24 protein-coding genes are annotated in these 25,495 nt (G+C 39.8%); 11 read left to right on the plus strand and 13 right to left on the minus strand.

Annotated elements, in window-relative coordinates:
• The first annotated feature begins 1 nt into the window (after position 1).
• The 4 genes from HLV59_RS16230 (at position 2) to HLV59_RS16245 (ending at position 3,880) form a co-directional block, all read left to right on the plus strand.
• A complete protein-coding gene (locus tag HLV59_RS16230) occupies positions 2-1,450 on the plus strand; it encodes a coniferyl aldehyde dehydrogenase (protein ID WP_002115149.1) in 1,449 nt (482 codons plus the stop codon).
• A gap of 167 nt (positions 1,451-1,617) precedes the next feature.
• Positions 1,618-1,854, plus strand: coding sequence for a 50S ribosomal protein L28 (rpmB, locus tag HLV59_RS16235; RefSeq protein WP_000048256.1), 237 nt, complete (start codon positions 1,618-1,620; stop codon positions 1,852-1,854).
• A gap of 12 nt (positions 1,855-1,866) precedes the next feature.
• Positions 1,867-2,022, plus strand: coding sequence for a 50S ribosomal protein L33 (rpmG, locus tag HLV59_RS16240; protein WP_001205031.1), 156 nt, complete (start codon positions 1,867-1,869; stop codon positions 2,020-2,022).
• Positions 2,023-2,170: 148 nt separating this feature from the next.
• Entirely contained in the window at positions 2,171-3,880 is a 1,710-nt protein-coding gene (locus HLV59_RS16245; protein ID WP_016144261.1) for a cation:proton antiporter, read from the plus strand.
• Positions 3,881-3,915: 35 nt separating this feature from the next.
• On the opposite strand, the gene HLV59_RS16250 is transcribed toward HLV59_RS16245, so the two are convergent.
• The 10 genes from HLV59_RS16250 to HLV59_RS16295 form a co-directional block, all read right to left on the minus strand.
• Entirely contained in the window at positions 3,916-4,194 is a 279-nt protein-coding gene (locus HLV59_RS16250; protein WP_002114792.1) for a hypothetical protein, read from the minus strand.
• Between the two features lie 112 nt (positions 4,195-4,306).
• Positions 4,307-4,810, minus strand: a complete 504-nt coding sequence (locus HLV59_RS16255; RefSeq protein WP_005066079.1) for a DUF6586 family protein — start codon at positions 4,808-4,810, stop codon at positions 4,307-4,309.
• Between the two features lie 80 nt (positions 4,811-4,890).
• Complete coding sequence (locus HLV59_RS16260) at positions 4,891-5,253, minus strand: ASCH domain-containing protein (RefSeq protein WP_062849569.1); 363 nt, start codon at positions 5,251-5,253, stop codon at positions 4,891-4,893.
• A 9-nt stretch (positions 5,254-5,262) separates the two neighbouring features.
• Entirely contained in the window at positions 5,263-5,502 is a 240-nt protein-coding gene (locus tag HLV59_RS16265; RefSeq protein ID WP_171430379.1) for an RNA recognition motif domain-containing protein, read from the minus strand.
• A 73-nt stretch (positions 5,503-5,575) separates the two neighbouring features.
• On the minus strand, positions 5,576-7,555 hold the full coding sequence (locus HLV59_RS16270; protein ID WP_171430380.1) for an ATP-dependent helicase: 1,980 nt from the start codon (positions 7,553-7,555) through the stop codon (positions 5,576-5,578).
• A 114-nt stretch (positions 7,556-7,669) separates the two neighbouring features.
• A complete protein-coding gene (locus tag HLV59_RS16275) occupies positions 7,670-8,251 on the minus strand; it encodes an HdeD family acid-resistance protein (RefSeq protein ID WP_079748234.1) in 582 nt (193 codons plus the stop codon).
• Between the two features lie 126 nt (positions 8,252-8,377).
• Positions 8,378-9,136, minus strand: coding sequence for a hypothetical protein (locus HLV59_RS16280; protein WP_125699073.1), 759 nt, complete (start codon positions 9,134-9,136; stop codon positions 8,378-8,380).
• A gap of 88 nt (positions 9,137-9,224) precedes the next feature.
• Complete coding sequence (gene topA, locus HLV59_RS16285) at positions 9,225-11,861, minus strand: type I DNA topoisomerase (RefSeq protein ID WP_171430381.1); 2,637 nt, start codon at positions 11,859-11,861, stop codon at positions 9,225-9,227.
• Positions 11,862-11,896: 35 nt separating this feature from the next.
• Positions 11,897-12,346: a hypothetical protein gene (locus HLV59_RS16290; protein ID WP_004842579.1), complete on the minus strand. Its 450-nt coding sequence runs from the start codon at positions 12,344-12,346 to the stop codon at positions 11,897-11,899.
• Positions 12,347-12,494: 148 nt separating this feature from the next.
• Positions 12,495-12,872, minus strand: coding sequence for a winged helix-turn-helix transcriptional regulator (locus HLV59_RS16295; protein WP_016144254.1), 378 nt, complete (start codon positions 12,870-12,872; stop codon positions 12,495-12,497).
• Between the two features lie 99 nt (positions 12,873-12,971).
• Between HLV59_RS16295 and HLV59_RS16300 the strand changes: the two genes are divergently transcribed.
• A complete protein-coding gene (locus HLV59_RS16300) occupies positions 12,972-13,982 on the plus strand; it encodes a zinc-binding alcohol dehydrogenase family protein (RefSeq protein ID WP_171430382.1) in 1,011 nt (336 codons plus the stop codon).
• A 54-nt stretch (positions 13,983-14,036) separates the two neighbouring features.
• On the opposite strand, the gene HLV59_RS16305 is transcribed toward HLV59_RS16300, so the two are convergent.
• Positions 14,037-14,282, minus strand: coding sequence for a SlyX family protein (locus HLV59_RS16305; RefSeq protein ID WP_002115104.1), 246 nt, complete (start codon positions 14,280-14,282; stop codon positions 14,037-14,039).
• Positions 14,283-14,314: 32 nt separating this feature from the next.
• Between HLV59_RS16305 and HLV59_RS16310 the strand changes: the two genes are divergently transcribed.
• From HLV59_RS16310 to HLV59_RS16325, 4 genes are all read left to right on the plus strand, one after another.
• On the plus strand, positions 14,315-16,225 hold the full coding sequence (locus tag HLV59_RS16310; RefSeq protein ID WP_002114959.1) for an ATP-binding cassette domain-containing protein: 1,911 nt from the start codon (positions 14,315-14,317) through the stop codon (positions 16,223-16,225).
• A gap of 227 nt (positions 16,226-16,452) precedes the next feature.
• Positions 16,453-17,085: a LysE family translocator gene (locus tag HLV59_RS16315; RefSeq protein WP_171430383.1), complete on the plus strand. Its 633-nt coding sequence runs from the start codon at positions 16,453-16,455 to the stop codon at positions 17,083-17,085.
• Positions 17,086-17,198: 113 nt separating this feature from the next.
• Positions 17,199-18,134, plus strand: a complete 936-nt coding sequence (gene lpxL, locus HLV59_RS16320; protein ID WP_057106855.1) for an LpxL/LpxP family Kdo(2)-lipid IV(A) lauroyl/palmitoleoyl acyltransferase — start codon at positions 17,199-17,201, stop codon at positions 18,132-18,134.
• Between the two features lie 234 nt (positions 18,135-18,368).
• Positions 18,369-19,469, plus strand: a complete 1,101-nt coding sequence (locus HLV59_RS16325; protein WP_171430384.1) for a glycosyltransferase family 4 protein — start codon at positions 18,369-18,371, stop codon at positions 19,467-19,469.
• Between the two features lie 55 nt (positions 19,470-19,524).
• On the opposite strand, the gene gltP is transcribed toward HLV59_RS16325, so the two are convergent.
• Positions 19,525-20,811, minus strand: coding sequence for a glutamate/aspartate:proton symporter GltP (gene gltP, locus HLV59_RS16330; protein ID WP_016144248.1), 1,287 nt, complete (start codon positions 20,809-20,811; stop codon positions 19,525-19,527).
• Positions 20,812-21,510: 699 nt separating this feature from the next.
• The gene (locus HLV59_RS16335; RefSeq protein WP_031947274.1) at positions 21,511-22,620 is read right to left on the minus strand and encodes an endonuclease/exonuclease/phosphatase family protein; all 1,110 of its coding nucleotides are present in this window, start codon (positions 22,618-22,620) and stop codon (positions 21,511-21,513) included.
• A gap of 187 nt (positions 22,621-22,807) precedes the next feature.
• On the opposite strand from HLV59_RS16335, the gene asd reads away from it, so the two are divergent.
• Together asd and HLV59_RS16345 are read left to right on the plus strand one after the other, a co-directional pair.
• Positions 22,808-23,926 carry an aspartate-semialdehyde dehydrogenase gene (gene asd, locus HLV59_RS16340; RefSeq protein WP_016142294.1) on the plus strand — a complete coding sequence of 373 codons (1,119 nt, stop codon included), beginning with the start codon at positions 22,808-22,810 and terminating at the stop codon, positions 23,924-23,926.
• A gap of 148 nt (positions 23,927-24,074) precedes the next feature.
• Complete coding sequence (locus HLV59_RS16345) at positions 24,075-25,436, plus strand: type IV pilus assembly protein FimV (RefSeq protein ID WP_171430385.1); 1,362 nt, start codon at positions 24,075-24,077, stop codon at positions 25,434-25,436.
• Positions 25,437-25,495: the final 59 nt, after the last annotated feature.

Below are 25,495 nucleotides of genomic sequence, written 5' to 3' on the forward strand. Positions count from 1 at the left end.
GATGAACAGTCAAACAAAAACAAATCCAGAGACTCAGCTTCCTTATGATGTTAAGCATTTACATGATTTGCTTGAACAACAAAAGCTGGCTTACCTACGCCATCCGGTACCCACTGCTAAAGAGCGTATTGATCGTTTAGCTCGTCTTAAAAGAGTCTTGGTAAAATATCAAGATCAGATTGCCGAAGCAATTAACCTTGATTATGGTAATCGTGCAGTTATGGAAACAAAAATTGGTGAGTTACTCACCAGTTTGGAGCAGATCAAGTACTACAGTAAACACCTAACTGCGTGGATGAAACCATCAAAACGCCATATTAGTGTATTACATCAGCCTGCAAAAGGTTGGGTACAATATCAGCCTATGGGTGTCATTGGTATTATTACACCATGGAATTACCCATTATTACTTTCGGTTGGTCCTCTGATCTGTGCACTCGCTGCGGGCAACCATGCCATGATCAAAATTTCTAGCGCTTCTCCAAACTTTGGACGAGTCCTTGAAAGTGCACTAGCAGAAGCATTCCCACAAGAATTAGTGGCTGTGGTGAATGGTGGTGGCGTTATTTCAGATGCTTTTAGTCATTTGCCTTTTGACAAAATGATTTTCACAGGCTCAACCTCTGTTGGTAAAACAGTAATGGCAGCCGCAGCTCAAAACCTTGTTCCCGTGATTCTTGAGTTAGGTGGAAAATCTCCTGCCCTTGTGCATGCGTCAATGGACATGAAAGATGTAGCTCAACGTATTGCGGTAGGAAAATTATGGAATGCTGGACAAACTTGTGTTGCACCGGATCATATTTTCTTACCAAGAGGCAAAACTGCCGAGTTCATTGAAAACTTTAAATTGATTGTGGCTGGAATGTACCCTCATTTCCGCAATAACCAAGACTATACTTCTATTATTAATGATAAACAGTACAACCGTATTCAGGGCTATCTCGAAAATGCTCGTGATCAAGGTGCACGTATTGTTGAAATTAACCCGCAAAATGAAATTTTAGATGATGTCCGTAAAATTGCGCCGACTTTAGTTACTGGCGTGACAACTGCAATGGATATTATGCAAAATGAAATCTTCGGGCCTATTCTACCGATCTTAGAATATGACCAAATAGAAGAAGTCATCGAGTTTATTAATAGTCGCCCACGTCCTTTAGCGATGTATTATTTTGACTATGATCAAGCGCGAGCTGATTATATTGCACAGCACACCCATTCAGGGCATTTCGGAATTAACATGGTGATTACCCATGTTGCACAAGACGATTTACCATTTGGCGGAATTGGCGCATCAGGTATGGGTAAATATCACGGACCAGAGGGCTTTTTTAGCCTTTCTCATGAGCGTTCGGTGATGTCAAATCCAAAACTTTATAGCCTTAAATACATTCTTCCACCGTTCAATAAGCCTATTCATCGTTTCATTTCGAAAACCTTGTTGCGCTAACTGATCAAGGCATGATCTGTTATACTAAATCATGCCTCGTTTTTACCAATTTCGCTTGTCTTTTAATCGTATTTTTGGTATAAAACGCCCCTTGAATGAATTCATCCGTTTACATTTAGTATGACTGGCCACAGATTTGCTGTTGGCTGAATCAATGGAGTTACACCATGTCTAAGGTTTGCCAAGTTACCGGCAAGCGTCCAGTCGTTGGTAACAACGTCTCACACGCCAACAACAAAACCAAGCGCCGGTTCGAGCCGAACCTGCACCACCACCGTTTCTGGTTAGAAAGCGAAAAACGTTTTGTACGTCTTCGTTTAACCACTAAAGGTATGCGTATTATTGACAAATTGGGTATCGAAAAGGTTGTTGCAGACCTTCGTGCTCAAGGTCAAAAGATCTAAGGAGTCTGAGCAATGCGTGATAAGATTCGCCTCGTTTCTTCAGCTGGTACAGGTTACTTCTATACCACGACTAAAAACAAACGTACTATGCCGGAAAAAATGGAAATCAAAAAATTTGATCCAAAAATCCGTCAACACGTGATTTTCAAAGAAGCTAAAATCAAATAATTTTAGCCTCGAAAAAAACGACTTCTTTATGAAGTCGTTTTTTTTTTGCATTTTTTTTATACCTACCTTTTTGTTAAACTTTCTCTACATTCCGCCTTGGCATTTTTTATGCTTGTCTTTAGCCTAACTCACGTAAAAGGAGTTTTTAGTGCCGCATGACGTAGATTTAATTATTTTACTTGCTGTTGGTTTCGGCGTTGCCCTCATTTTTGGCTATATTGCAGCCCGATTACGACTTCCCCCTCTTATCGGCTACTTAATTGCCGGAATTATTATTAGCCCAAATACACCAGGTATAGAAGCAGATATTCACCTTGCCAACCAGCTTGCAGAACTCGGGGTAATGTTCTTGATGTTTGGTGTAGGGATGCACTTTTCATTAAAAGACTTATTATTAGTTCGTCGTATTGCCTTACCAGGTGCAATTTTACAAATCGCTGTTGCAACCTTACTGGGTATTGGCGTTTCAATGCTATGGGGCTGGAGTTTTGGCTCTGCACTCGTTTTTGGCTTAAGTCTGTCGTGTGCGAGTACAGTAGTATTATTAAAAGCCTTAGGAGACCGAGGTCTTTTAGATTCAGTTAACGGCAAAATTGCTGTGGGTTGGCTGTTAGTCGAAGATTTGGTGATGGTACTCGTTTTAGTACTTCTTCCAGCTACAGCTGTTTTACTCGGTGGCAAAGCACCAGCAGGTGCAGATGGTAATATCTGGTTAACACTTGGGATAACCTTATTAAAGGTGATTGGCTTTATTGCCTTTATGCTCATTGTAGGCAAGCGCGTTGTGCCGATTATCATGCAGTTCGTTGCTCGTTTAGGGTCAAGAGAGCTATTTACGCTGACTGTCGTCGCTGCTGCCGTTTCGATTGCCTATGGTTCATATGCCATCTTTGGGGTTTCAATGGCTTTAGGAGCATTCTTTGCAGGCATGGTCGTTAAAGAATCAGACTTTAGCCATCGTGCAGAAGAAGAGACTCTCCCACTACGTGAAATTTTCTCGATTTTATTTTTCGTTTCTGTGGGTATGCTGTTTGATCCACATATTCTTGTGGAGAGTCCACTACATATTTTAGCTGTTATTGCGATTATTATGGTGGGTAAAACACTTGCTGCAATGGCATTGGTTTTATTCTTCCGCTATCCAATCAATACAGCTTTAACAGTTGGGGCCAGCCTTGCACAAATTGGCGAGTTCTCATTTATTTTGGCAACCCTTGGTGTTTCTTTAGGCCTATTAAGTTTAGAAGCTCAAAATCTGATTCTAGCAGGTGCTTTATTTTCAATTACGCTTAACTCATTCATCTTCTCAGCCATTGAGCCTGTACAACGCTGGATTCGTGAGCGTTCTCACTTAGCCCGACTTCTTGAACGTAGTGGTGACCCATTAGCAATGTTACCCGATGAAGTTGATCAAGCTTACTTACGTGATCAGGTTGTGATTGTGGGATATGGCGGTGTAGGACGACGTATTACTGAAAATTTAATTAATGAGAATATTAAGGTCGTTATTGCAGAAGAGAATCGTGAAATCGTAGAAAAACTGCGTCAGGCAAATATTGCTGCGGTGAGCGGTGTTGCTACCGAACCAAGTGTTTTAATTCAAGCACATATTATGCATGCACGACTCTTGGTGATCTCACCAATGGACATTTTAGATATTCACCGTATTGTGGCGATTGCCAAGCAATTAAACCCTCAAATTCAGGTATTAATTTGCGCGGAAAGCAAAGAAGAAGCTGCTGTTATCCGTGACGAAAATATTGGTGAAGTGTTCTATGCAAAAGAAGAAATGGCAAAGAATATGAGCCACCACATATTAAATCAGATCGAGTTGGCTCATCAGTCAACAATTCATTGACCCATATAAAAAGCGTACTCAAGAGTACGCTTTTTTTAACTCAAGAATTTAGGCTGTTCGTCTAATACCTCAGCCTGCCACTCGTTTACCTGCTTTTCCAGCAGTCCAAATAATGCAGCCTGAATCATATGCTGAGCAACAACTGGAGTCTGCTCACCCAAGATTGCTTTGACTTCATCGCTAAATTGAATTTTAACCAAGGGTTCATTCTCAGAACCTGCATTACGCAAGGCGAGTTCACCACCTTCGAGTTGAACTAATTCCAACACTGCTTCTTGATTTCCAAATAACTCTTTCAATTGCTGTATAGACATATACTTCCTCCATGTTTCAACATGGTGGCAAAGCACCCTTGCACTTTGCATCTCTTGTCTTATTTATATAGGCACACCTAGTCTAAATTTCAAGCATCTAGGCAGTTTAATTTTAGAACTCGACCATTTCGTTACGAAAACCATCAATTAAATGACTTAATTCTCGGTGCCATTCACGCAAGATTTTAACATCTGGCAACCAAGACTGAGGCCCTTGTGTCACTTTAATAATGAGATTAGAAGAAGTTTCTTCTTCTGGAGTCGGTTCTTTTGGTTCTGGGGCGTATTGGCACATACGATAAGCTCGTTTTAACTCCGCAACAAAACCATCTTTTGCCAATTGCTGCAAAACGGACACTTCAGGAGAAACCTGTCCTTTTGCCGCCATATGTTCCTCAATAGATTTTAAAGTGGGTTGCAAATCATTTAAACGGTAATAACGTACCAATTCTTGTAAGAAGGCTAACATTGCGCCATGTAAATGAAATACAGCTGCTTCACGGTAAGCTTGTACCTGTTGCACATGATCGGTCTGCTCTGCCTGTTGACACGCTAGACGTGCAAAATAGAGCTTCTGATTGGTACGATCGGCATGATAACGAGCAACACGTGACATAAATAAACTTTCCTGTTTTAAAATCGCCATTGCAACAGCTATTCTTAGCTTAACGACTCCATTGATAAAATCAACGTTATTTATGGTAAATCCAGCTCAACTTGATAAATTTTACGTTTAGCTAAAATTTTTACTGGCTGTTTTATAGGGCGCACATTACTTAAGACCCAAGCGAAGTACCCTTCACTCCAAGCAGATGCACAGGCTAATTTGACTTCATCATTTCGCCAAGCATGAACAGAGTCGACATCAACTAAAGCGACAGCAACTCCTTCTTCTTCATCAGTATCTTTGACCAGAAAGTTCTGGTTTTCGACAATTAATAGATCTTTCACTGGTAACTGTGTAGGCATCCATGAACGCACTTCAAGTATTTTTACACCTTCAGCAATACGAGTACCATTTGGCGTTACAATCGAGAGAGCTAAAAATTGTCTTTTCATAAGAACAATTTATTCTTCAGCTGATTTAACCCGAATTCCGTGGCCTTTAACTTTAAGCGTATTTAAGCCTTTAATTGCCTTAATCGCTTCACGTGGATTAGGCATTTCAACAAAACCAAAGCCTTTCGATTTACCTGTGTCTTTATCAGTCACAAGAACACATGTATCAACTTTACCATATGCCTTAAACAACTCTAAAACTTCAGCTTCACTTACAGCACGATCTAAATTACGAACTAATATCTTCATTTTCTAACCTTAATTGGCAATAAAAGGGAGGGCCAATATACATTTAAGTAATCACAGCGTCTTATACAGTAGTTTAGTCCAGATCGATACCAAAACCTAAATTTACTGCAGGAGATCTGTTCCATTGTTTTTTAGTAAATTGCTGAGGTACTTGTCTATGTATCTTTGCTTGAACTAAATGTGTAGGTAAATCATTTAAGAAATAACTCTCGACTTTACGACCTTGCTCGTCATACGTGTCTTGCGACCACGTATTAAGATTTTGTTTCGTCAAGATTAATTCATTTTCAGCACGTGTTAAGGCCACATACAGCACACGGCGTTCTTCCTCAACATCATCAAAATCACCCTGTGCTCTTGCATAAGGATATTGATTTGGCGATACATGAGGCACATAACAAACTTTCTGTTCAGCACCCTTAGCTGAATGAATCGTAATTAAAGTTACCAAATCTTGATCAGCAGCTTTTTCAATTTCAGAAACAGAAATCGGTTCAAGCACATATTCTTCAAGGAATTCACCTAATGACGCATGTTTGCGTGCAAGTTGCTTAACCAAATCAAAGTCTTTTAAACGGCGCGACCAATCTTTAGTTTTATAATTTTGCTCTAGCTGTTCACCTAAAGCATCGAGAGCCAAGTCAATACTTGCTTCAACATGCTGCTGTAATACATCTAGCTGTTTTAAAATTAAAATCGCTTGTAAAGGGACCTTACCATGGCGTTCAAGTCGTTGACAGCGTTCTTCAACATCAGCGATTCCCATTAGCTCTTGGGCTAACTTACTCGCTCCAACATCGCCAATACCGTCCCACAACGTTAAAAAGCGCATCCAAGCCAAATCATCGTGAGGGTTACTCACAATACGTAGCAGGCTCAGTACATCTTTTACATGGGCTGACTCAAGAAGCTTTACCCCACCAATAAAACGATAAGGTATTTCAGCCGCAATAAAAGCCCCTTCTAGATATCGGGCACTATAGCCAGAGCGCACCAAAACCATATGATCATGCCAGTTTGCTCCTTGTTGATGGCGCGTTATTAAATCTTGTGCAATCCAGTTTGCTTCTTCAAATTCATTACCAAACAAATGTAGCTGTGGCTTTTGTCCTTGGCCACGATGTGCTTGTAGCTGTTTTTGATAATCAATTGGACTATGTGCCAACAGCCAGTTCGATAAATCTAAGATTTCTTGGGTCGAGCGATAATTTAAAGCGAGTGTAAGTACTTCTGCATCAGGTATTCGTTCTTTAAAAGAATGGATATTTTCAAAGTCGGCGCCGCGAAAGCCATAAATGGACTGAGCGTCATCACCCACGCAAAACAACTTCACTTTACCAATTAAGGGCTGTAACAAGGCCCATTGCAAAGGGTTTGTATCTTGCATTTCATCAACTAGCAATGCCTGACAGAAGCCTGCCACCCAGTTGGTCAACGCTTCTGAGTTTTGTAAATGAACAGCCACAATTGACAAGATATCGTCGTAATCTAAAAAGTTACGATCTCTTTTACGTTGCTCATAAGTTTTCATCAACTCAGCAATTTGAGTTTTATGCTCATATGCATCTGGAAGCTGTTTGATTAATGCTTCAGAAAGTTTGGTTTGAGTATTTCTTGCATAGGAATATAAATCGCACAGCTCTGCCGCTTTAGGTAAAACATTATCTTTGTCTTTACCTCTTAATAAACGAAACATTAGTAATTGATCATCACGATCAATAATACTAAATTGATTTAAGCCAAAAGCTTGTGGATTACGGCGCAGTAAATACATACAAAAAGTATGAAAAGTTGAAGCTCTTAGACCCTTTGCCTGTACTCCTACATGCTGCTCTACTCTTGCAACAATTTCACTCGCAGCACGTCGAGTAAACGTTAAAATCTGGATTTGGTTTGCTGGTAAGCCTTGGTCAATTAAATAGGCGGCACGAGCAACAATTGTCTTAGTCTTGCCACAACCAGCGCCCGCCAAAACTAAACAGTTCTGAGCAGACGTCGTGGCTGCTTTTTTTTGCTGAGCATTTAGTTCATTAATTAATTTTGCAAGACTCATAACACATATCGCTAAAACACCAAGACATAGTTTAACAGACCCAACCACAGATGCGTCTGCCCATCCTAAAAACAAAAAGAGCACCTAAAGTGCTCTTCGATTCAATATTCTTATTTAAGATACTGTTTTTGAACTAGATGGTAGATGCTTAATCGCAGAAGCTAGACCTAGAAAATTAATTCCTTGAAATAAGATATCAATTGCTAAGAACATACCTAATACCCAAAAAGGTGAATCTTTGGAAACTAAAATTAAAATACCTGTAATGAGGGTTAATAACCCTGAAAATAGAGTCCAGCCCCATCCCGTAATTGGCTTAAGTAAAATCGCGTTTACTGTACGTATAGCTCCGGCAATAATCAGTGCTATTGATAATAAGCTCGTCAAAACTACCGCTGTCGTTACGGGAGTAGAAAAAGCATAATAGCCCGCCATTAAATAAAGCACACCAAAAAGTGCCCATAACCAACGGCTTGCACCTTTAAAGACACTAATGGCCGCGACAAGATGTAAAACACCTCCGACCATCATCAGTATTCCAAATAAAAAAACCACTGAAAAGGTCGCAAATGGTAATGAACTAAACAAAATCAGACCGAAGCCAATAAGCACAAAGCCTAATATCAAATACCACTTACGATCAGCATGTAACTGATTACGTACCAAATCATTACCGACAGTTTTCATCATGGCCACTCTTATTATCAGGTATTAGAATTTCATCCACCCAATAATAGTGATGCACTTCACATTTTTTGTCTGTATAAAATCTGCATCGTTTCTTAACAATTGATGTGGATAAAGCAGTATTTATCCACAGTTTTATTTCACCCAGCCAATTTCTTGGGCTGTAGGTAAACCTATGATTGTTTCATGTAAACCATTCGGCATTTTACTGCTCTGCTCAGATAACGGTGTTCGACCACCCATGATTTCAGCGTCAGTTTGTGGATATAAAGGCACTTTTTCAGGTTGCGCATAACCTAAAGGATAAAGTGGTTGTCCGGTTTGTAAATCATATTTGTCTTGTGCCCCAAAGCCATGTAATAGCTCATGAACAATTACGACCTGATTTTGTGAAGCTTGTGTTTTGGTCGCAAATAAATTCACACTACCGATACGACCTTTTTCCAAAGCAGTCGAATGGATCAAAACTTTTTGATAATGGGGATCATAGTAGTTTAAGTAAAGTTTGAGTGATGCCCCTTTATCTTCAGGTTGTTGATGTCGCCATGCATAAAAACGAAACTTTAAACTCCACCACATTACATGAAAGATATTGGCATTCTGAGGAACCTCAGGAGGTCGTTGCTGTAACGGTTGCCCTAAACGAATTACAAATTTTCCTGATTGACCACGATAATGTTGTGACCACTCCTCTAAATAGTTTTTTATTTTCTCAAAATCAGAGTATTGCAACTGATGAATATAGCTCTGTGTTGTCTGTAAACCATCGGCATTAATAGAGTGTAAAACGACAACAATAGGTTGATTCCAATCTTGGTTTTGATCTCGCCATGCCTGAACAGCAACAATCAATAAAATAATTAACAAACATAAAACCCGAATGTTTTTCCACATTCTTTTTCCCCATAAAACTAAAATTTTCTTTTATTGTTTTAGATATAAAAAATGCTAGCTGAGCTAGCATTTTTTATTGTGGACTTAATTAGCCTTCAACCCATTTACCATCTTGGTAAACTAAGCTCCATTTGGTTTGTTTGCCTTCTGGAGTTTCCGAGCCTACATATTGTGATTGATTCTTACGGCTGAATTTCACAACTGTCGGATTACCTTCAGGATCTACATCTGGTGCTTGTAAAATAAATTGATATTTAGGATCAAGCTGAGCGGCAACGCTACGTAATTCTGCAACTTTTGGCGCACGTGTTTCACGAATTTTCGGGAATTTACTTGCGGCCAAAAACAGACCAGCAGCACCGTCACGCAATACGAAATAGTCATCATGCTTCGTTGAACGTAAGTGTTCCATTTTAATTGGTTCTACACGTGGAGGCGCAGGTTGACCACTTTTCAAGACTTTACGAGTGTTGTCACAGCTTGTACAAGCGAAATACGGGCCAAAACGACCAGTCTTAAGCTGCATCTCACCGTCGCATTTATCACACGGAATGGTTGGTCCATCATAGCCTTTAATCTTGAACTCACCTTCTTCAAGCTCAAAACCGTCGCAGTCAGGGTTGTTACCACATACGTGTAGTTTACGACCACCATCAATGACATAGCTGTCCATGGCTGTGCCACATTTCGCACAACGATGTTTTGACATCAAGTCTGCAGTTTCAGCGCCATCATCATCAGAAAGGGCCGCTAAGGACTCAACAGGCGTTAAGTTCAAAGTACCTTTGCAACGCTCTTTAGGTGGCAAGTTGTAGCCAGAACACCCTAAGAATACGCCTGTTGTACCTGTACGAATCTGCATTGGACGTGAACATTCAGGACAATGTACCGCTGGCACTTCAACCGGTTGATTACGGCGCATTCCATGCTCACCTTGAGCATTGGTAAGACGCTTTTTGAAGTCACCATAAAAAGTATCTAGTAACTCTTTCCAGTTGCGCTCGCCTGTTGCAACTTTATCGAGCTGTCCTTCGAGGTCCGCTGTAAAGGCATAGTTCATCAAGTTATTAAAACTTTCATCAAGACGATCCGTGACAATCTCACCCATTTTTTCGGCGAAAAGACGACGGTTTTCTAACTTAACGTAGCCACGTTCTTGAATGGTAGAAATAATCGCGGCATAAGTCGAAGGACGACCAATACTACGTTTTTCGAGTTCTTTAACCAAAGAAGCTTCAGTAAAACGTGCAGGTGGTTTAGTAAAGTGCTGACTTGGGTCTAACTTTTCTAATTTTAAGATTTCACCTACTTTAATAGCAGGCAAAATAATATCGTCATCAGACTTGTTGGCACCACGAACTCGTGTAAAGCCATCAAATACAAGCGTACGGCCTTTTGCTTTTAATTCAACATTTGCAGCTTCAACCGTTAAAGTCGAAGATAAATATTCTGCTGGAGTCATTTGACATGCAACAAACTGACGCCAAATCAAATCATACAAACGTTGAGCATCACGCTCTACACCCGCAAGTTGGTCACCTGTAAGCGCAACATTTGACGGACGAATGGCTTCATGGGCTTCTTGAGCACCCGCTTTGTTACCATAGCGATTTGGCTTTGCAGGTAAATACTTCTCACCAAATTGACTTTCAATATGAGCACGTACCATGCTTACTGCGTCATCACTCAAGAACGTTGAGTCAGTACGCATATAGGTAATAAAACCTGCTTCATATAAACGCTGTGCCAGCATCATGGTTTTCTTTACAGAAAAACCTAAACGAGTACTTGCAGCCTGTTGCAACGTTGAAGTGATATAAGGAGCACTTGGATTCACCTTAGTTGGTTTATCTTCACGCTGTGCAACTTTATATTCAGCACCTTTTAAAACATCCAATAAAGCATCAGTTTCAGCTTTATTTTTCAGTTTAAGGGTTTTACCAGCTTGCTTAACTGCTTCAAGACGAATGTCATCTTTCTTAGCTTGCGTGTCTGCAAAAACTTGCCAGTATTCTTCCGGAATAAAAGCACGAATTTCTCTTTCACGCTCTACAACCAGTTTCACCGCTACAGACTGTACACGACCTGCTGATAAACCACGGGCAATTTTTTCCCAAAGTAATGGTGAAACCATAAAACCAACAACACGGTCTAAGAAACGGCGTGCTTGCTGAGCATTAACTCGATTTAAATCTAGGCGCGTAGGTTGTTTAAATGCTTCTTGAATGGCATTTTTAGTAATTTCGTTAAATACCACGCGATGATAACGACTGTCATCACCACCAATAACTTCTCTTAGGTGCCAAGCAATGGCTTCCCCTTCTCTATCCAAGTCCGTTGCGAGATAGATTGCATCAGCATCTTTGGCGAGTTTTTTTAGTTCAGCAACAACATTTTCCTTACCTGGCAGAACTTCGTAATGAGCTTCCCAACCATGTTCAGGATCAACCCCCATACGATTAACTAAAGCCTGACTGGCTTTTTGTTCTTTTTCTGCTTCAGTGAGTTTCGTCCGGGCAGCCGGCTTTTTCTCAGTTGATTTACTGCCACCTGTTGGCAAATCACGCACGTGACCTACAGAAGACTTTACAATGTATTGCGAACCCAGATATTTATTGATGGTTTTCGCTTTGGCAGGCGACTCCACAATCACTAAGGCACGTTTATGTGCAGCAGGTGCAGTAGGTGCTGTGCTTTGAGATGCAGAGCGCGAGGTATTCGCCATATAAAATGTTATTCCTATACCAATAAATTTAAAAATCAGGCTTTAGCCAAGTTCAACAGATAAGCCTTCATCTCATCTAATTGTGTTGCTCTCAGGTCTGATTCCTCATCCCAATAAAGCCCTACACAGTTTGCCTGCATATCAATAGCATAAATCCCTTTTAATGCAATGGGAGAATCATTAAATTTCTCATCGCCCTGAACCACTTTTAATTTGCCGTCTATAACGCGAGCACGCATTAAAGATAAACGAGCATCGGGAATCAATACACTATAATAAGCAACCATGCTGGCACGCTTTTCAGTCGCCATTGGGACATGTGTCCATTCAGGTGCAACGATTACACGTGGGTGTAAACCCATTTTACGAGCTTTATCACGCATAATACCAAGTGCCTTTTCACGTGGGCTCACTCTTAAACCAAAAATGGAGCCTAGTACGAAAAGAACAATGATAACGGTAACCCAAATTCCCATATTGTCCATAGCAAAACCTATTAATCTCTTTTATTAGAGTTGCATAAGCTGACCAGAAAACGCAAGTTTCATCATAAAAATAATGCCCGATAAGATCGCAAGGCCCAAAATATTGAGATTTCACAGTGCAAATTGCGATGAGCTGACTCAAATATCATTAAGGATTCGGATGGCTATCAACAAGTGTCAGCTTTCCAAATTGATCAATGTGAGCATCTCCCCACTGTTTTAAAGCAAACAGAATTTTCTCAAGACTTTGTCCCAAATCAGTCAGGCAATATTCCACTTTAGGCGGTACCTGAGGATAAACTTCTCTATGAATAATTCCATCTTGTTCCAATTCGCGTAGCTGATTTGTCAGCATTCTTTGGGTAATGCTCGGAACACGCTTTCGAATTTCGTTAAACCTTAAGGTGCCTTCATTAAATAAATGCCAAAGAATGACGCATTTCCATTTTCCATCAATCAAACTAATCGCCGCCTCAACGGAACATCCCGGAGAACAATCAAAACTTGAATGTCTTGCTTTTGCCATTTTACAGTATCCTTTTTGACACTATGAGCGTTATTTGTCTGTAGTCACTCATTTTAAGCTTACGATATGATCAAACTCTCAACAAGAGGAATCATCATTATGAAAGCTGTGGCATATCAAAAAGCGGGGCCTATTACATCATCAGAAGCACTCATGGATATTAAACTCGACACTCCCGTTGCAGAAGGCCATGATTTACTTGTTCGTGTTCAAGCTGTTTCAGTAAATCCGGTAGATACTAAAATCCGCAAGAATGTAAGCCCTGAGAATAATCAGTGGAAAACGCTTGGCTGGGACGCAGTAGGTATCGTTGAAGCGATTGGAGACAAAGTTACTCAATTTAAGATTGGCGATGTTGTTTGGTATGCAGGTGCTCTTAATCGCCAAGGCAGTAATAGCGAATTACAGCTTGTTGATGAACGTATTGTGGGTCATAAACCAAAAACTTTAGAAGCAACCGAGGCAGCTGCTCTCCCTTTAACTGCAATCACCGCGTGGGAAATGCTTTTTGATCGCCTGCAAGTTCCAAAGAATGCGCCAGAAAACACAACAATATTAGTGATTGGTGGAGCTGGCGGTGTAGGTTCAATCACTATTCAGCTTCTTAAACAATTAACTAACTTAACGATTATTGCAACAGCTTCACGAGCAGAAACTCAAGAATGGGTTAAGCAACTTGGAGCAGATTATGTATTAGATCATAGTCAGCCTTTAGCAGCCCAAATCAAGCAATTAGATTTAACGGCACCTTTATATGTGTTCTCGACCACTCAAACAGATCAGCATTTAACCGATATCGTAGAGTTGATTGCACCACAAGGCCATTTTGGACTTATTGATGATCCAGAACAATTAGATATTAAGCCGTTTAAATCTAAATCCGTATCGGTACATTGGGAATTTATGTTCACGCGTTCAATGTACCAAACCGAAGATATGGCAAAACAAAGTGAACTATTAAATGAGGTCAGCAAGCTGGTGGATGAAGGGAAAATTAAGACGACCGTGACGGAGGTTTTAAGCCCTATTAATGCTGAAAATTTAAAACGAGTTCATCAGCAAATTGAAAGTGGCACAACAAAAGGGAAAATCGTATTACATGGTTTTTAAGTAAAATTGAAGATATTCCCTAATAAAATGGCAAGTGTTGAACTTGCCATTTTATTAATAGTGAGGAGGTTTATTGGTTAATGGATCAAAAGGTGCAATACCTTCTGACAAATCCGACGATTCCACACGTTGATAAAGAAATTGCATTTGTTTTTTCAAATCAGCTATTTCCTGAGTCTGAATAGCGAGTTGTTGATTTAATTGTTCAACTAAATCATCCAAAAATGTAATTCGCACTTGCAAATCTTCAATGGGTGCGGAAAATGACGCTTGATCATCATGATATGGTGGTTTAGTCATTTAAATCCTCATTTGAGATTCTGGAAAACATTATGGCCTATATTACCCTAAGGGATGTCCAACTTGCTTTTGGCGGACCTGCCCTGCTCGATGGCGCGAACTTTAATCTAGAACGTGGCGAACGAGTCTGTTTAATTGGTCGTAATGGTGAAGGTAAGTCTACTTTACTTAAACTGATCGAGGGAAGCCTATTACCAGATTCTGGTGAAGTTTCCATTCAAAATGGTTTAACTGTTTCCATGTTAGCCCAAGACGTTCCAATGGACTCTGGCAAGGTTGCTGATATTGTGGCTGATGGTGCAGGAGAAGCTGCCGAAGTACTCAGAGCTTATCATGAAGCAACTGATGCTTGTATGCTTGGCGACATGGAAGCGTGTGACCGTATGGGGAACCTACAGCACAAGCTCGACCAACTAGACGGCTGGGCACTCGAAAACAAGGTCAATGCCCTGTTAAGTAAAATGGGACTCGACCCAAATGCAGATTTGGCAGATCTTTCAGGTGGACGTAAACGCCGTGTTTTACTCGCCCGCGCTCTTTTGACACAACCGGACGTATTACTTCTAGACGAACCGACGAACCATCTAGATGTTGAAAGTATTGAATGGTTAGAAAAATTCCTACTCGATCAAAATAATTTAACGCTTCTATTTATTTCGCATGACCGCTCTTTTGTAGACAGTATTGCAACTCGTATTGTTGAACTTGATCGTGGCATTTTACGTGGCTATGAAGGTAACTATTCACGTTACTTAGAGCTTAAAGCTCAGCAAATGGAAGCAGAAGAGAAACAAAATGCTTTATTTGATAAAAAATTAGCTGAAGAAGAAGCTTGGATTCGCCAAGGGATTAAAGCTCGCCGTACCCGTAATGAAGGTCGTGTGCGTGCCTTAAAAGCTTTACGTGAAGAATCGAAAGCCCGCCGTTCACAACAAGGCAAAGTGAGCATGGCGACTCAAGAAGCAAATCGCTCTGGTAAATTAGTATTTGATATTGAGCACTTAAGCGTATCTTATGATGATAAACCGCTTATTAAAGATTTCTCTACACTTGTCATGCGTGGTGACCGTATTGGCCTAGTAGGTGATAACGGTGTTGGTAAAACGACCTTAATTAAAGCCATTTTAGGTGAAATCGAGCACGGTGGTTCTGTTAAGACAGGTACACAGTTAGAAGTTGCCTATTTTGACCAATTACGTAATGCCTTAGACCTTGAAAAAACAGTGATGGCAAACGTTTCAGAAGGTTCTGACTTTGTTGATGTAAATGGTAACCGTCGTCATATCTACAGCTATTTACAAGATTTCTTGTTCTCACCTGAACGTGCACGCACACCTGTAAAAGCTCTTTCTGGTGGTGAGCGTAATCGTATCTTGCTTGCTAAATTATTACTTAAACCATCGAACCTGATTGTGATGGACGAACCAACCAATGACTTGGACATGGTGACTCTTGAACTACTTGAAGAGATGCTTTCTGAATATAAAGGCACTTTGTTGCTCATTTCGCATGACCGTGCATTTATGGACAACGTCGTAACATCGACTTGGGTCTTTGATGGCAAAGGCAATATTGCAGAGTACATCGGTGGCTACCAGGACTATTTACAGCAACGTCCAGATGACAAAGTCGTAGACCAAAAGTCTGACGTTAAAAAAGCTCAGGCAAAAGCGGAAGCTGAAAAAGCTGCAGCCCAAAGTAACGTTAAAAAGGTCAAACTGAGCTATAAAGACCAACGTGAGCTAGAGCAACTTCCTGCAGAAATCGAGAAACTAGAAGTTGAACAAGCAGAGCTTTCTGACAAACTTGCAGATGGTTCATGGTTTGTCAGTAATGCCGATGAAGCAACTAAAGCAAGTCAACGCCTCGCAGAAATTGAAGAGGTCTTACTTGAGAAATTAGAACGTTGGGATGAACTTGAACAAATGAGCAAAGGAAATTAATTTGCCTTTCTTCCCTACAATTTAAATAACAAAAAAGCCTCCTGAAATTAAGGGGGCTTTTTTAAGAATATCTATAAATTTGAAAGCTAAAAATCTATAAAAAACACGTGATGAGTGATTAAATTTGGTTAGGCTTAATCGCTTAAGATATCGCTCTGTTTGAATATAAGACTTATAAAAATAATTATGTTATATCTACCCATATAATAATATTCGAGTAATTTTTCATGCTAGATCTTTCTCAAATTTTAGCATTCGGATTAATCTGCTTGGCGATGGTGCTTACCCCTGGCCCAAACATGATTTACCTTATTTCTCGTTCAATTTGCCAAGGAAAAACAGCAGGATTTATTTCACTTGCTGGTGTCGGCGTTGGCTTTGTATTTTATATGCTATGCGCTTCTTTCGGGATCACAGCGCTTATTATCGCCGTCCCTTATGCTTATGACACTATACGCATTGCCGGAGCCATTTATTTACTCTGGTTAGCATGGAAAGCTCTACGCCCTAATGCATCCCCTATTTTTGATGTAAAGCAATTATCAGTAGACTCTCCAGCTAAACTATTTTTAATGGGTTTTGCTACAAATCTACTTAATCCTAAAATTGCGATTATGTATCTATCGTTATTGCCACAGTTTATTCACCCACAACAAGGCAGTATTTTGTGGCAATCTATTCAACTCGGTACGATTCAAATTTTTGTCAGCGTTTCAGTAAATGCGCTTATTGTACTTTCTGCAGGTAGCATTGCTCTTTTTCTACAACAAAAACCTCTTTGGGCAAATGTACAACGTTGGCTCATGGGAACTGTACTGGCAGGACTCGCTGTTAAAATTCTTTTAGAAAATCGCCGATAATTCAGCCTTATTATTCATCCTCTCTTAACACTCAATTGAACAGTGTATTACGACGATAATTTCAGTTCGTGATACACTTTTGCCTGTTTTAATTTTGAATTCTTTATATCGTTATGAGCCAAAAGCAGACTTATACGCCCGGTGAATTTCAATGGTCCTTTTTATTGCCTAAATATTGGGGTATTTGGATTGCCATTGTTTTTTTAATGCTTTTGGCTATTTTGCCGTGGGCAATTCAATGGCGTCTGGCTCATGGCTTAGCAAATCTTGCTTGGAAATATTTAAAATCTCGCCGAAAAACGACTATTCGTAATTTAGAAGTCTGCTTTCCCGAATGGTCAGCCGAAAAAGTACAGCAACAAGCTAAGCAAGTTTTTGTGGATATGATGCTTGGTATTTTTGAGACATTAAACGCATGGTACAAACCTTACTGGTTTAAAAACCGTGTCACCATTGAAGGCTTAGAACACATTACCAATGCTCAAGCTCAGGGAAAAGGCGTTTTATTATTAGGGACTCATAGTACGCTTCTTGATGCAGGAGGTTATGTGTGCGCTCAATATTTCGAGCCAGATGTCGTTTATCGACCTCAAAATAACCCATTGCTCGATATGCTGATTTATCGTTGCCGTGGTACCATTTATAAAGCACAAATCGACCATGATGATATGCGTGGTTTAATTCGCCACCTTAAAGATGGTGATGCAATTTGGTATAGCCCCGATCAAGACTTCGGACTTAAACAAGGCGTGATGGCACCATTCTTTGGCGTGCCTGCCGCTACAGTAACTGCTCACCGTCGCTTATTAAAAATTTCAAAAGCAGTTGCTGTGCCTTTATATTTTTACCGTCATGGGGATATTAAGAACCCCAAATATCATGTTCTGATTGAACCCGCAGTCGACAATATGCCAAGTGAAGACGAAGTCGATGATGCAACACGCGTCAATAAAATTATCGAAAATCAACTTCGAATCGCACCAACTCAATATATGTGGTTCCACCGCCGATTTAAGACACGTCCTGAGGGATATGAAGAGATCTATTAAATAATCTTCTGTAATGAGGGCACTGTAGTTATAAATATCTAAATAAACACCAGTATGTACTATCGTGCGAAGGCGACAAGGATGTCGCCCGTTGGACTACGACATCATGGATGTGTCGTTAGTCCAACAAATGGTTTTGTTACTTTTGCCAAAACAAAAGTAAGGAGTAAACTCCAGATATTAAATAAATGAACTGCAAGATTCTGCTTTGCTACAACCCAAAGGCAAAAAACAATGAAAGTGATGCAACTTCTCCCAGAACTCAATAGCGGTGGCGTAGAACGCGGCACACTAGAAATTGCACGTGCACTGGTTGCACAAGGCCATCAATCGTTAGTTGTTTCAAATGGCGGACGACTAGTGTCCCAGCTCGAAGCTGAAGGCTCCATTCATTTAACACTACCAATTCATAAGAAATCACTTTCAAGCTTGTGGCAAATCCGTCCATTACGTCAGCTGATTGAACAGCATCAACCAGATATTGTTCATGTACGCTCTCGTGTACCAGCTTGGCTTACTCATTTTGCCTTAAGAAAAATACCAGCGAACAAACGCCCTCACCTCATTAGCACGGTACATGGCTTTTATTCAGTCAATCGTTATAGCGCAATTATGACTCAAGCTGAGAAAGTCATTGCTGTTTCTGACAGCGTGGTTAAATACATCACTGACCATTATAAAAACTGCCCTCCCCAAGATATTGTTCGGGTTTATCGAGGAATTGACCCAACCGCGTTTCCACATAATTATCAGCCATCAGCACAATGGTTTAATCAAGTTTTTAATGACTTTCCTGAACTCGAAAATAAGTTTTTACTTTGCTTACCCGGCCGTATTACACGTTTAAAAGGACATGAAAGTTTAATTGAACTGATGCAAAAACTAGGTGAACAATATCCTCAGCTACATGCGGTTGTTGTCGGTGGTGCTGATGCTAAAAAGCAAGCCTACTTAAGTGAATTGCAAAGTACTATCCAAAGCAAAGGACTCGCAGATAAAATTACCTTCGTAGGCCATCGCTCAGATATTCGGGAATGGCTCGCTTTTAGCGATATTGTGCTCTCTCTATCCAATCAGGCAGAAACATTCGGTAGAACAGCATTAGAAGCGCTCTCAGTTGGTACGCCAGTGATTGGCTGGAATCGTGGAGGCGTGGCCGAGATTTTATCGAATGTCTATCCACAAGGTCTTGTTGAAGTAGGAAATGAAAAGGCTTTACTGGAAACAGTTAGACAGCATATTGAACAGCCTCAAGTCGTTGCTCCTGTCACGATGTTTAGCTTAAAAGATATGTGTGATCAAACACTAGAACTCTACCAACGCGTTTTGAAATAGCCCAATAAAAAACCCGCGATTTTCGCGGGTTCTTTTTCGACTAAAAACTTCTCTCTTATTTAAGAGATGCTTCATAAGCAGCAGCTTTTTCAGAGTCGTATTGTTTTTCCCATTTACTGATTACAAGTACAGCAAGCGCGTTACCTACAACGTTCAACGCAGTACGAGCCATATCCATAATACGGTCAACACCAGCAATAAATGCCAAGCCTTCTACAGGAATACCCACGCTACCTAATGTCGCTAATAACACAACAAATGATACGCCAGGAACACCCGCAATACCTTTAGAAGTAATCATTAATGTTACAACCAAAATAACTTGTTGGCTGATTGACATTTCAATACCGTAAAGCTGTGCAATAAAGATTGCTGCAATACTTTGGTAAAGCGTAGAACCATCGAGGTTAAATGAATAACCAGTTGGAATTACAAAGCTGGAAATTGCTTTTGGCGCACCGTAAGCTTCCATTTTTTGCATAATACGCGGTAAAACTGTTTCCGAACTTGCAGTTGAAAATGCCAAAATCAATTCATCTTTCAAAATCTTGAACAAGATAAAAATGTTGATTCCAAACATTTTTGCAGTCAGACCAAGTACAACGAACGCAAAGAAGAAGATGGCAGCATAAACAAGGACAACCAACTTGCCTAATGGAATAAGTGAAGCGAAACCGAAGTTTGCAACAGTTACTGCAATCAGACCAAATACACCCACTGGTGCATACTTCATGATGATATGCGTTACACGGAACATTGTTTCAGAAACAGCATGAAACACATTCAACAACGGGTCTTTAGTGGTTGCTGGTAATGACGACAGTCCAATACCAAACAGCACAGCAAAGAAAATCACAGGTAACATTTCGCCATGCGCCATTGAACTAATAATGTTCGTTGGAATGAGCGATAATATTGTTTGAATTAAACCATGTGACTGAGACTGAACTTCTTCAGTTGTATGTTTATATTGAGAAATATCTGTTTGAACCAGCTGAGACATATCAATGCCTGAACCTGGATGGAAGATATTTGCTGCAAACAAACCAACCAAAATAGCAATCGTCGTAATAATTTCAAAATAGAGAATGGTTTTAAAACCAAGTCGCCCTAAACTTTTGGTACTGCCTACACCTGCAATACCTAAAATCAAGGTAGAGAAAACGATTGGAATAACAATCATTTTAATCAGGCTAATAAAGATCTTACCCAAGGGGTTAAGAACGTTATTCACAATACTGTCTCTGATTTCAGGCTGATTATGTAAAACAGCCCCGACAACTATCCCTAGGATTAAAGCAATTAAAATTTGCCAAGCAAGGCTAAATTTAAAATTCTTCATAAGACAATCCTTATGCACCGCAAAGTATCAAATATGAGAGGGAGAAGACCACTAACTAAGAGTGAAACCTCAATATGTGCACTAATTCCCAAACAGAAATTTAAATGCACAAACAAATCACAACCCGCCGATCCGGCGAAGTAAAAAACAATGCCTGTTGACGATCCAACATGTCAACGATCGGCACATTCTATTGAGATTTATTAATTAAACAAGTCCAATTTATCTTTAAATAGATCAAAGCCTAGATTTATTCATCTATGATCTATAAAAACAAAAACTTAATGAAAAAAATTTTTGTATCTTCTTTCATGGAAAATTATGTCGATTTATATAAAAAAGTATGGGTACTTACCCATTATTAGATAGTTTTAAAAATTAAGATTATTTTAAAAATATTTGTTTTATTTACACAGAATTAAATTAGGTATATAAAAAATATCAACCCGAGTTCTGCGTCCTGCAAAACTCGGGTAAATGAGGTTGTGCTTTCAGGTTAATAATTATTTTTATCGATTCCGTTCCAACATCTGATCCGTGATGCTATTCCATATCAGCTTAGTGTATCCTTACTTGGGATTATCCATTCCCGGTTCCGTGTGCCGATGAATGTAGAATAAGGTTTTTATAACCATCTGCCTATTCGCCCTAGACTCAAATCTTTGTACGATATTGCTTACATCAATTTTTATATTCTTTTTATTTATAAGGCTGAGCAATTCTATCAGTCACTATTTTCTCTTCGGCTTCAGCTTTGGCAATTCCTTCTTGGATAGCATTTTGTGCCTCTTCTTCATCATTTTGAGTTTGTTCTAGCTCCTCATGCAGGTTTTCAAATATTCGACCAGTCTGTAAAACAACATAGACAGGGAAATGATCAGATCCGATATGCGACAAACGCTGCATTTTAACTAAACCAAAATCGGTACTATGAAAAATATGATCTAAAGACCAACGCAGCAAAGGATAATCCGCATGAAAAGTATTAATGAAATGCCGCCCAACTCGCGGGTCAAGTAATCCACTAATCCTCTGGAATAAGCGCGTAGTACGGGACCATGCTACATCGTTTAAATCCCCCATCACAATACAGCTTTCATCTAGATCTTTAATTTGATCGCCAACAATTAAAAGTTCTGCATCACGTAAAGTCGAATCCTTCGCCTCAGTTGGACTAGGGGGCTTAGGATGCAAACAATAGAGTTGAACAGGCATACCAGACCGTAAAGTCACAGTGGTATGAATAGAGGGAATTTCATCACTGAGAATAAATTTAACTTCGGTATTTGATAAAGGTAGACGGCTATATAAATGCATGCCGTAGAGATTATCTAAAGGCACAGGAACACGATAAGGATAGTCGCCTTCAATCTCTTTTAAAGCATTTTCCCAAGTCTTATCACTTTCTAGTGTAAGTAATAAATCAGGTTTTAACGTCTGAATATGCTCCAGCAATAAATGATACTTATCATTAGGAGTAAGAACATTCGATACGATTAATGAAATCTGCTTTTGTGGATCTAATTGAGAACTTCTCACCTGTTTAACCTGTTTTTTCCAAAACAAGGTATAGGGCAAAATCATTTTAAGCTGATAAGCAATCGCGGCAATGAGCAAAGCCAACACTATTTCACGCCAGAGATCCCATTCGGTAGGCCAAAACAGCATTCCTATAAAGGCTAATAGACCAATGAATAGAATCTGCAAACGAGGAAAATCGGCACCACGAAACCACCACTCATCACGAGGAATAAGTGACCAGAAACTCAACCAAATCACCAGACCAGCTAGAACTTCGATATAAATCATTGAATTTTCTCTTTTAAGATGATTTGTTTTTTAAAGTTTTTGTCATCTTTATCAATTTTGTATGTAACATAAACAAGATATTCTACTCAATAAAGATGGTGTTTTGTTTCTGTAACGCTTGCAGTTGTGGACACTTTTGATACACTCAACTCCCCCTAACAATTTTAACGCACCGAGGCAAAATGACATGAAAGTAGGTCTGGTCGGTTGGCGCGGGATGGTCGGTTCCGTCCTTATGCAACGTATGGTTGAAGAGAATGATTTTGCTCATATTGAGCCATTTTATTTCTCTACCAGTAATGCAGGTGGTGAAGCTCCTTCATTTGGTGGTAAGACTGCCCCAGCACTTATGGAAGCTACAGACATTAATAGTCTGAAGCAAATGGATGTCATTATTACCTGTCAAGGTGGTGACTATACGTCTGAAGTTTTCCCACAGTTAAAAGCGACTGGTTGGGATGGCTACTGGATTGATGCAGCCTCTACTTTACGTATGTCAGATGATGCGATCATCGTTCTTGACCCAGTAAACCTTAACGTGATTAAAGACGGCTTGGTTAACGGCACCAAAACTTTCGTAGGTGGTAACTGTACAGTATCGCTTATGTTGATGGGCGTAGGTTCACTTTTCCAAAATAATTTGGTGGAGTGGATGACTGCTATGACTTATCAAGCAGCATCAGGCGCTGGCGCACAAAACATGCGTGAGCTCATTACTGGTATGGGCTACTTATATAACAATACCAAAACATTGTTAGATGATCCTAAATCTGCAATTTTGGATATTGATCGTCAAGTTGCTGAGTTACAACGTGGTGAAGGTTTTCCATCTGCTAACTTTGGTGTGCCATTAGCGGGTTCATTGATTCCTTACATTGATAAGCAACTTGAAAATGGTCAATCAAAAGAAGAGTGGAAAGGTCAAGTTGAAACCAACAAGATCTTAGGTAACTCACAAATTGTTCCTATTGACGGTCACTGTGTCCGTATTGGTGCAATGCGTTGCCACTCTCAAGCACTTACAATCAAGTTGAAAAAAGATGTACCGCTTGATGAAATTGAAGACATGATTCGTACTTCAAACCAATGGGCGAAAGTTGTACCAAACACTCGTGAAGCGTCTATGACTGACCTTACACCTGTTGCTGTAACTGGTACTTTAACTGTGCCTGTAGGTCGTCTACGTAAACTCAACATGGGTAAAGAATATCTAGGTGCATTTACAGTGGGTGATCAGTTACTCTGGGGTGCTGCTGAGCCTTTACGTCGTATGTTACGCATTTTAGTTGAATACAAAAGCTCATAATTTGATTTGAATTATTCAGTCAAAATAAAAAGCCGATCACATTAGATCGGCTTTTTCGTAACTGGTTTGTGAAAATTTTACAATTTATTTACATTTCATTATTGTATAATTTTGAGCGACTTTACGACTTATTAGGTCATGGATTGAGATGACTGTTTATAACAAATTAAAAATTGCCATTTTCACCATTATGTCTTCGCCTTCTCTTTATGCGATTACATTAGACCCTATACAAATTCAGTCCACACCCGGCGATTTGTTATATGCCGAAATGAATTTCCAACAAGCTGATCCCAACGCTACCCTACAAGTCAGTTTGGCAACTCCTGAAGATTTAAACGCGTTAGGAGTGACTCATCAGCCGCCCGGAAATCTTAATTTTTATACACGCCAAAACGGCCAAGGCTCAGGGGTTATTGTTATTACCTCATCTCGGCCTCTGATTGATCCTGAACTGAATATTGTAGTAAAAATTAGTGAAGGTTCTGCCACCCGTTTACAGCATATTAAAACCGTAATTAAACCTTCTTCTATAAAAAAGATTGAAAATAACGAAAGTACTTTATCCCCTCAGTTTATTATCAATGAAAAAGATATTGCTCTAAATCTGCCAGAAAGTACCCGTTATGCATCAGCAACTTCGACTCCAGCGACAACTGACTCAAATGGTGAACATAGCCTTAATATTAGCTCTGGAACTGCTCCAACGATAAACACAAACTCATCCAATACATCTAGCGAAAGCTCTTCTAGTCAGGTTGCTCAACAAGCTGCAGCAAGTACTACTTCTGATCAGATAACAGCAGAAAATCAAATTAAACCAACCAGTGCCAAAACAGCCACAAACAATTCACCAAAAACTCCAGTCAACAAACTAACAGCGCAAAAGAAATCTAAGCCTCAAAAGACGTTTAACCAAAATCCTGCCAAGAAACAGACCCTAAGTCCCTATAAAGGCCCAGCAACATCAGGTAAATATGTAGTACAGCGCAACGAGTCTTTATGGAGCATTGCTAATCGTATCGCAGCAAAAACTAAACAACCTGTTGCGAAAGTCATGCATGATATTCAAGCTCAGAACAGACATGCTTTTATTCAGGGTGATGTAAATCGTTTACGTCAAGGAATTGCGCTTAACCTAGCCCACTCTCCTGCTACTAAACCTCAGCAAAACAAGTCAAAAGTAGACACAGCACATTCTGAAAAATCAACTTCTAGCAAGGCAAAATACCGTTTACAGCAAGCTGAAATGAGTATTGTGGCTGAAAGCAGTCAAAATTCTACGCATGGAAGTGCTAAGAAGAGCACACAACAAAGTCAAAACAATACTGAGTTAGCAGTAAAAGTTATGACAACACGAGAAAAAACCGTTACATTACAAAGGAATGTAACCAAACTAAATCAAACTTTACGTTTAAAAGACCAACGTATTCAACTTTTGAATGCACGTTTGGCAGAGTTACAACAGCAGTTACAAGCACAGCAACAGACTCATAAGCAAAAGCATTAAGTTAAAATCAGAGTCAGCTCGCTTTACATTGCAAATATTTATTTTTTAAGGGGAAAGTA

The sequence above is a fragment of the Acinetobacter lactucae genome, assembly GCF_013122135.1.
GTDB classification, from domain to species: domain Bacteria; phylum Pseudomonadota; class Gammaproteobacteria; order Pseudomonadales; family Moraxellaceae; genus Acinetobacter; species Acinetobacter lactucae.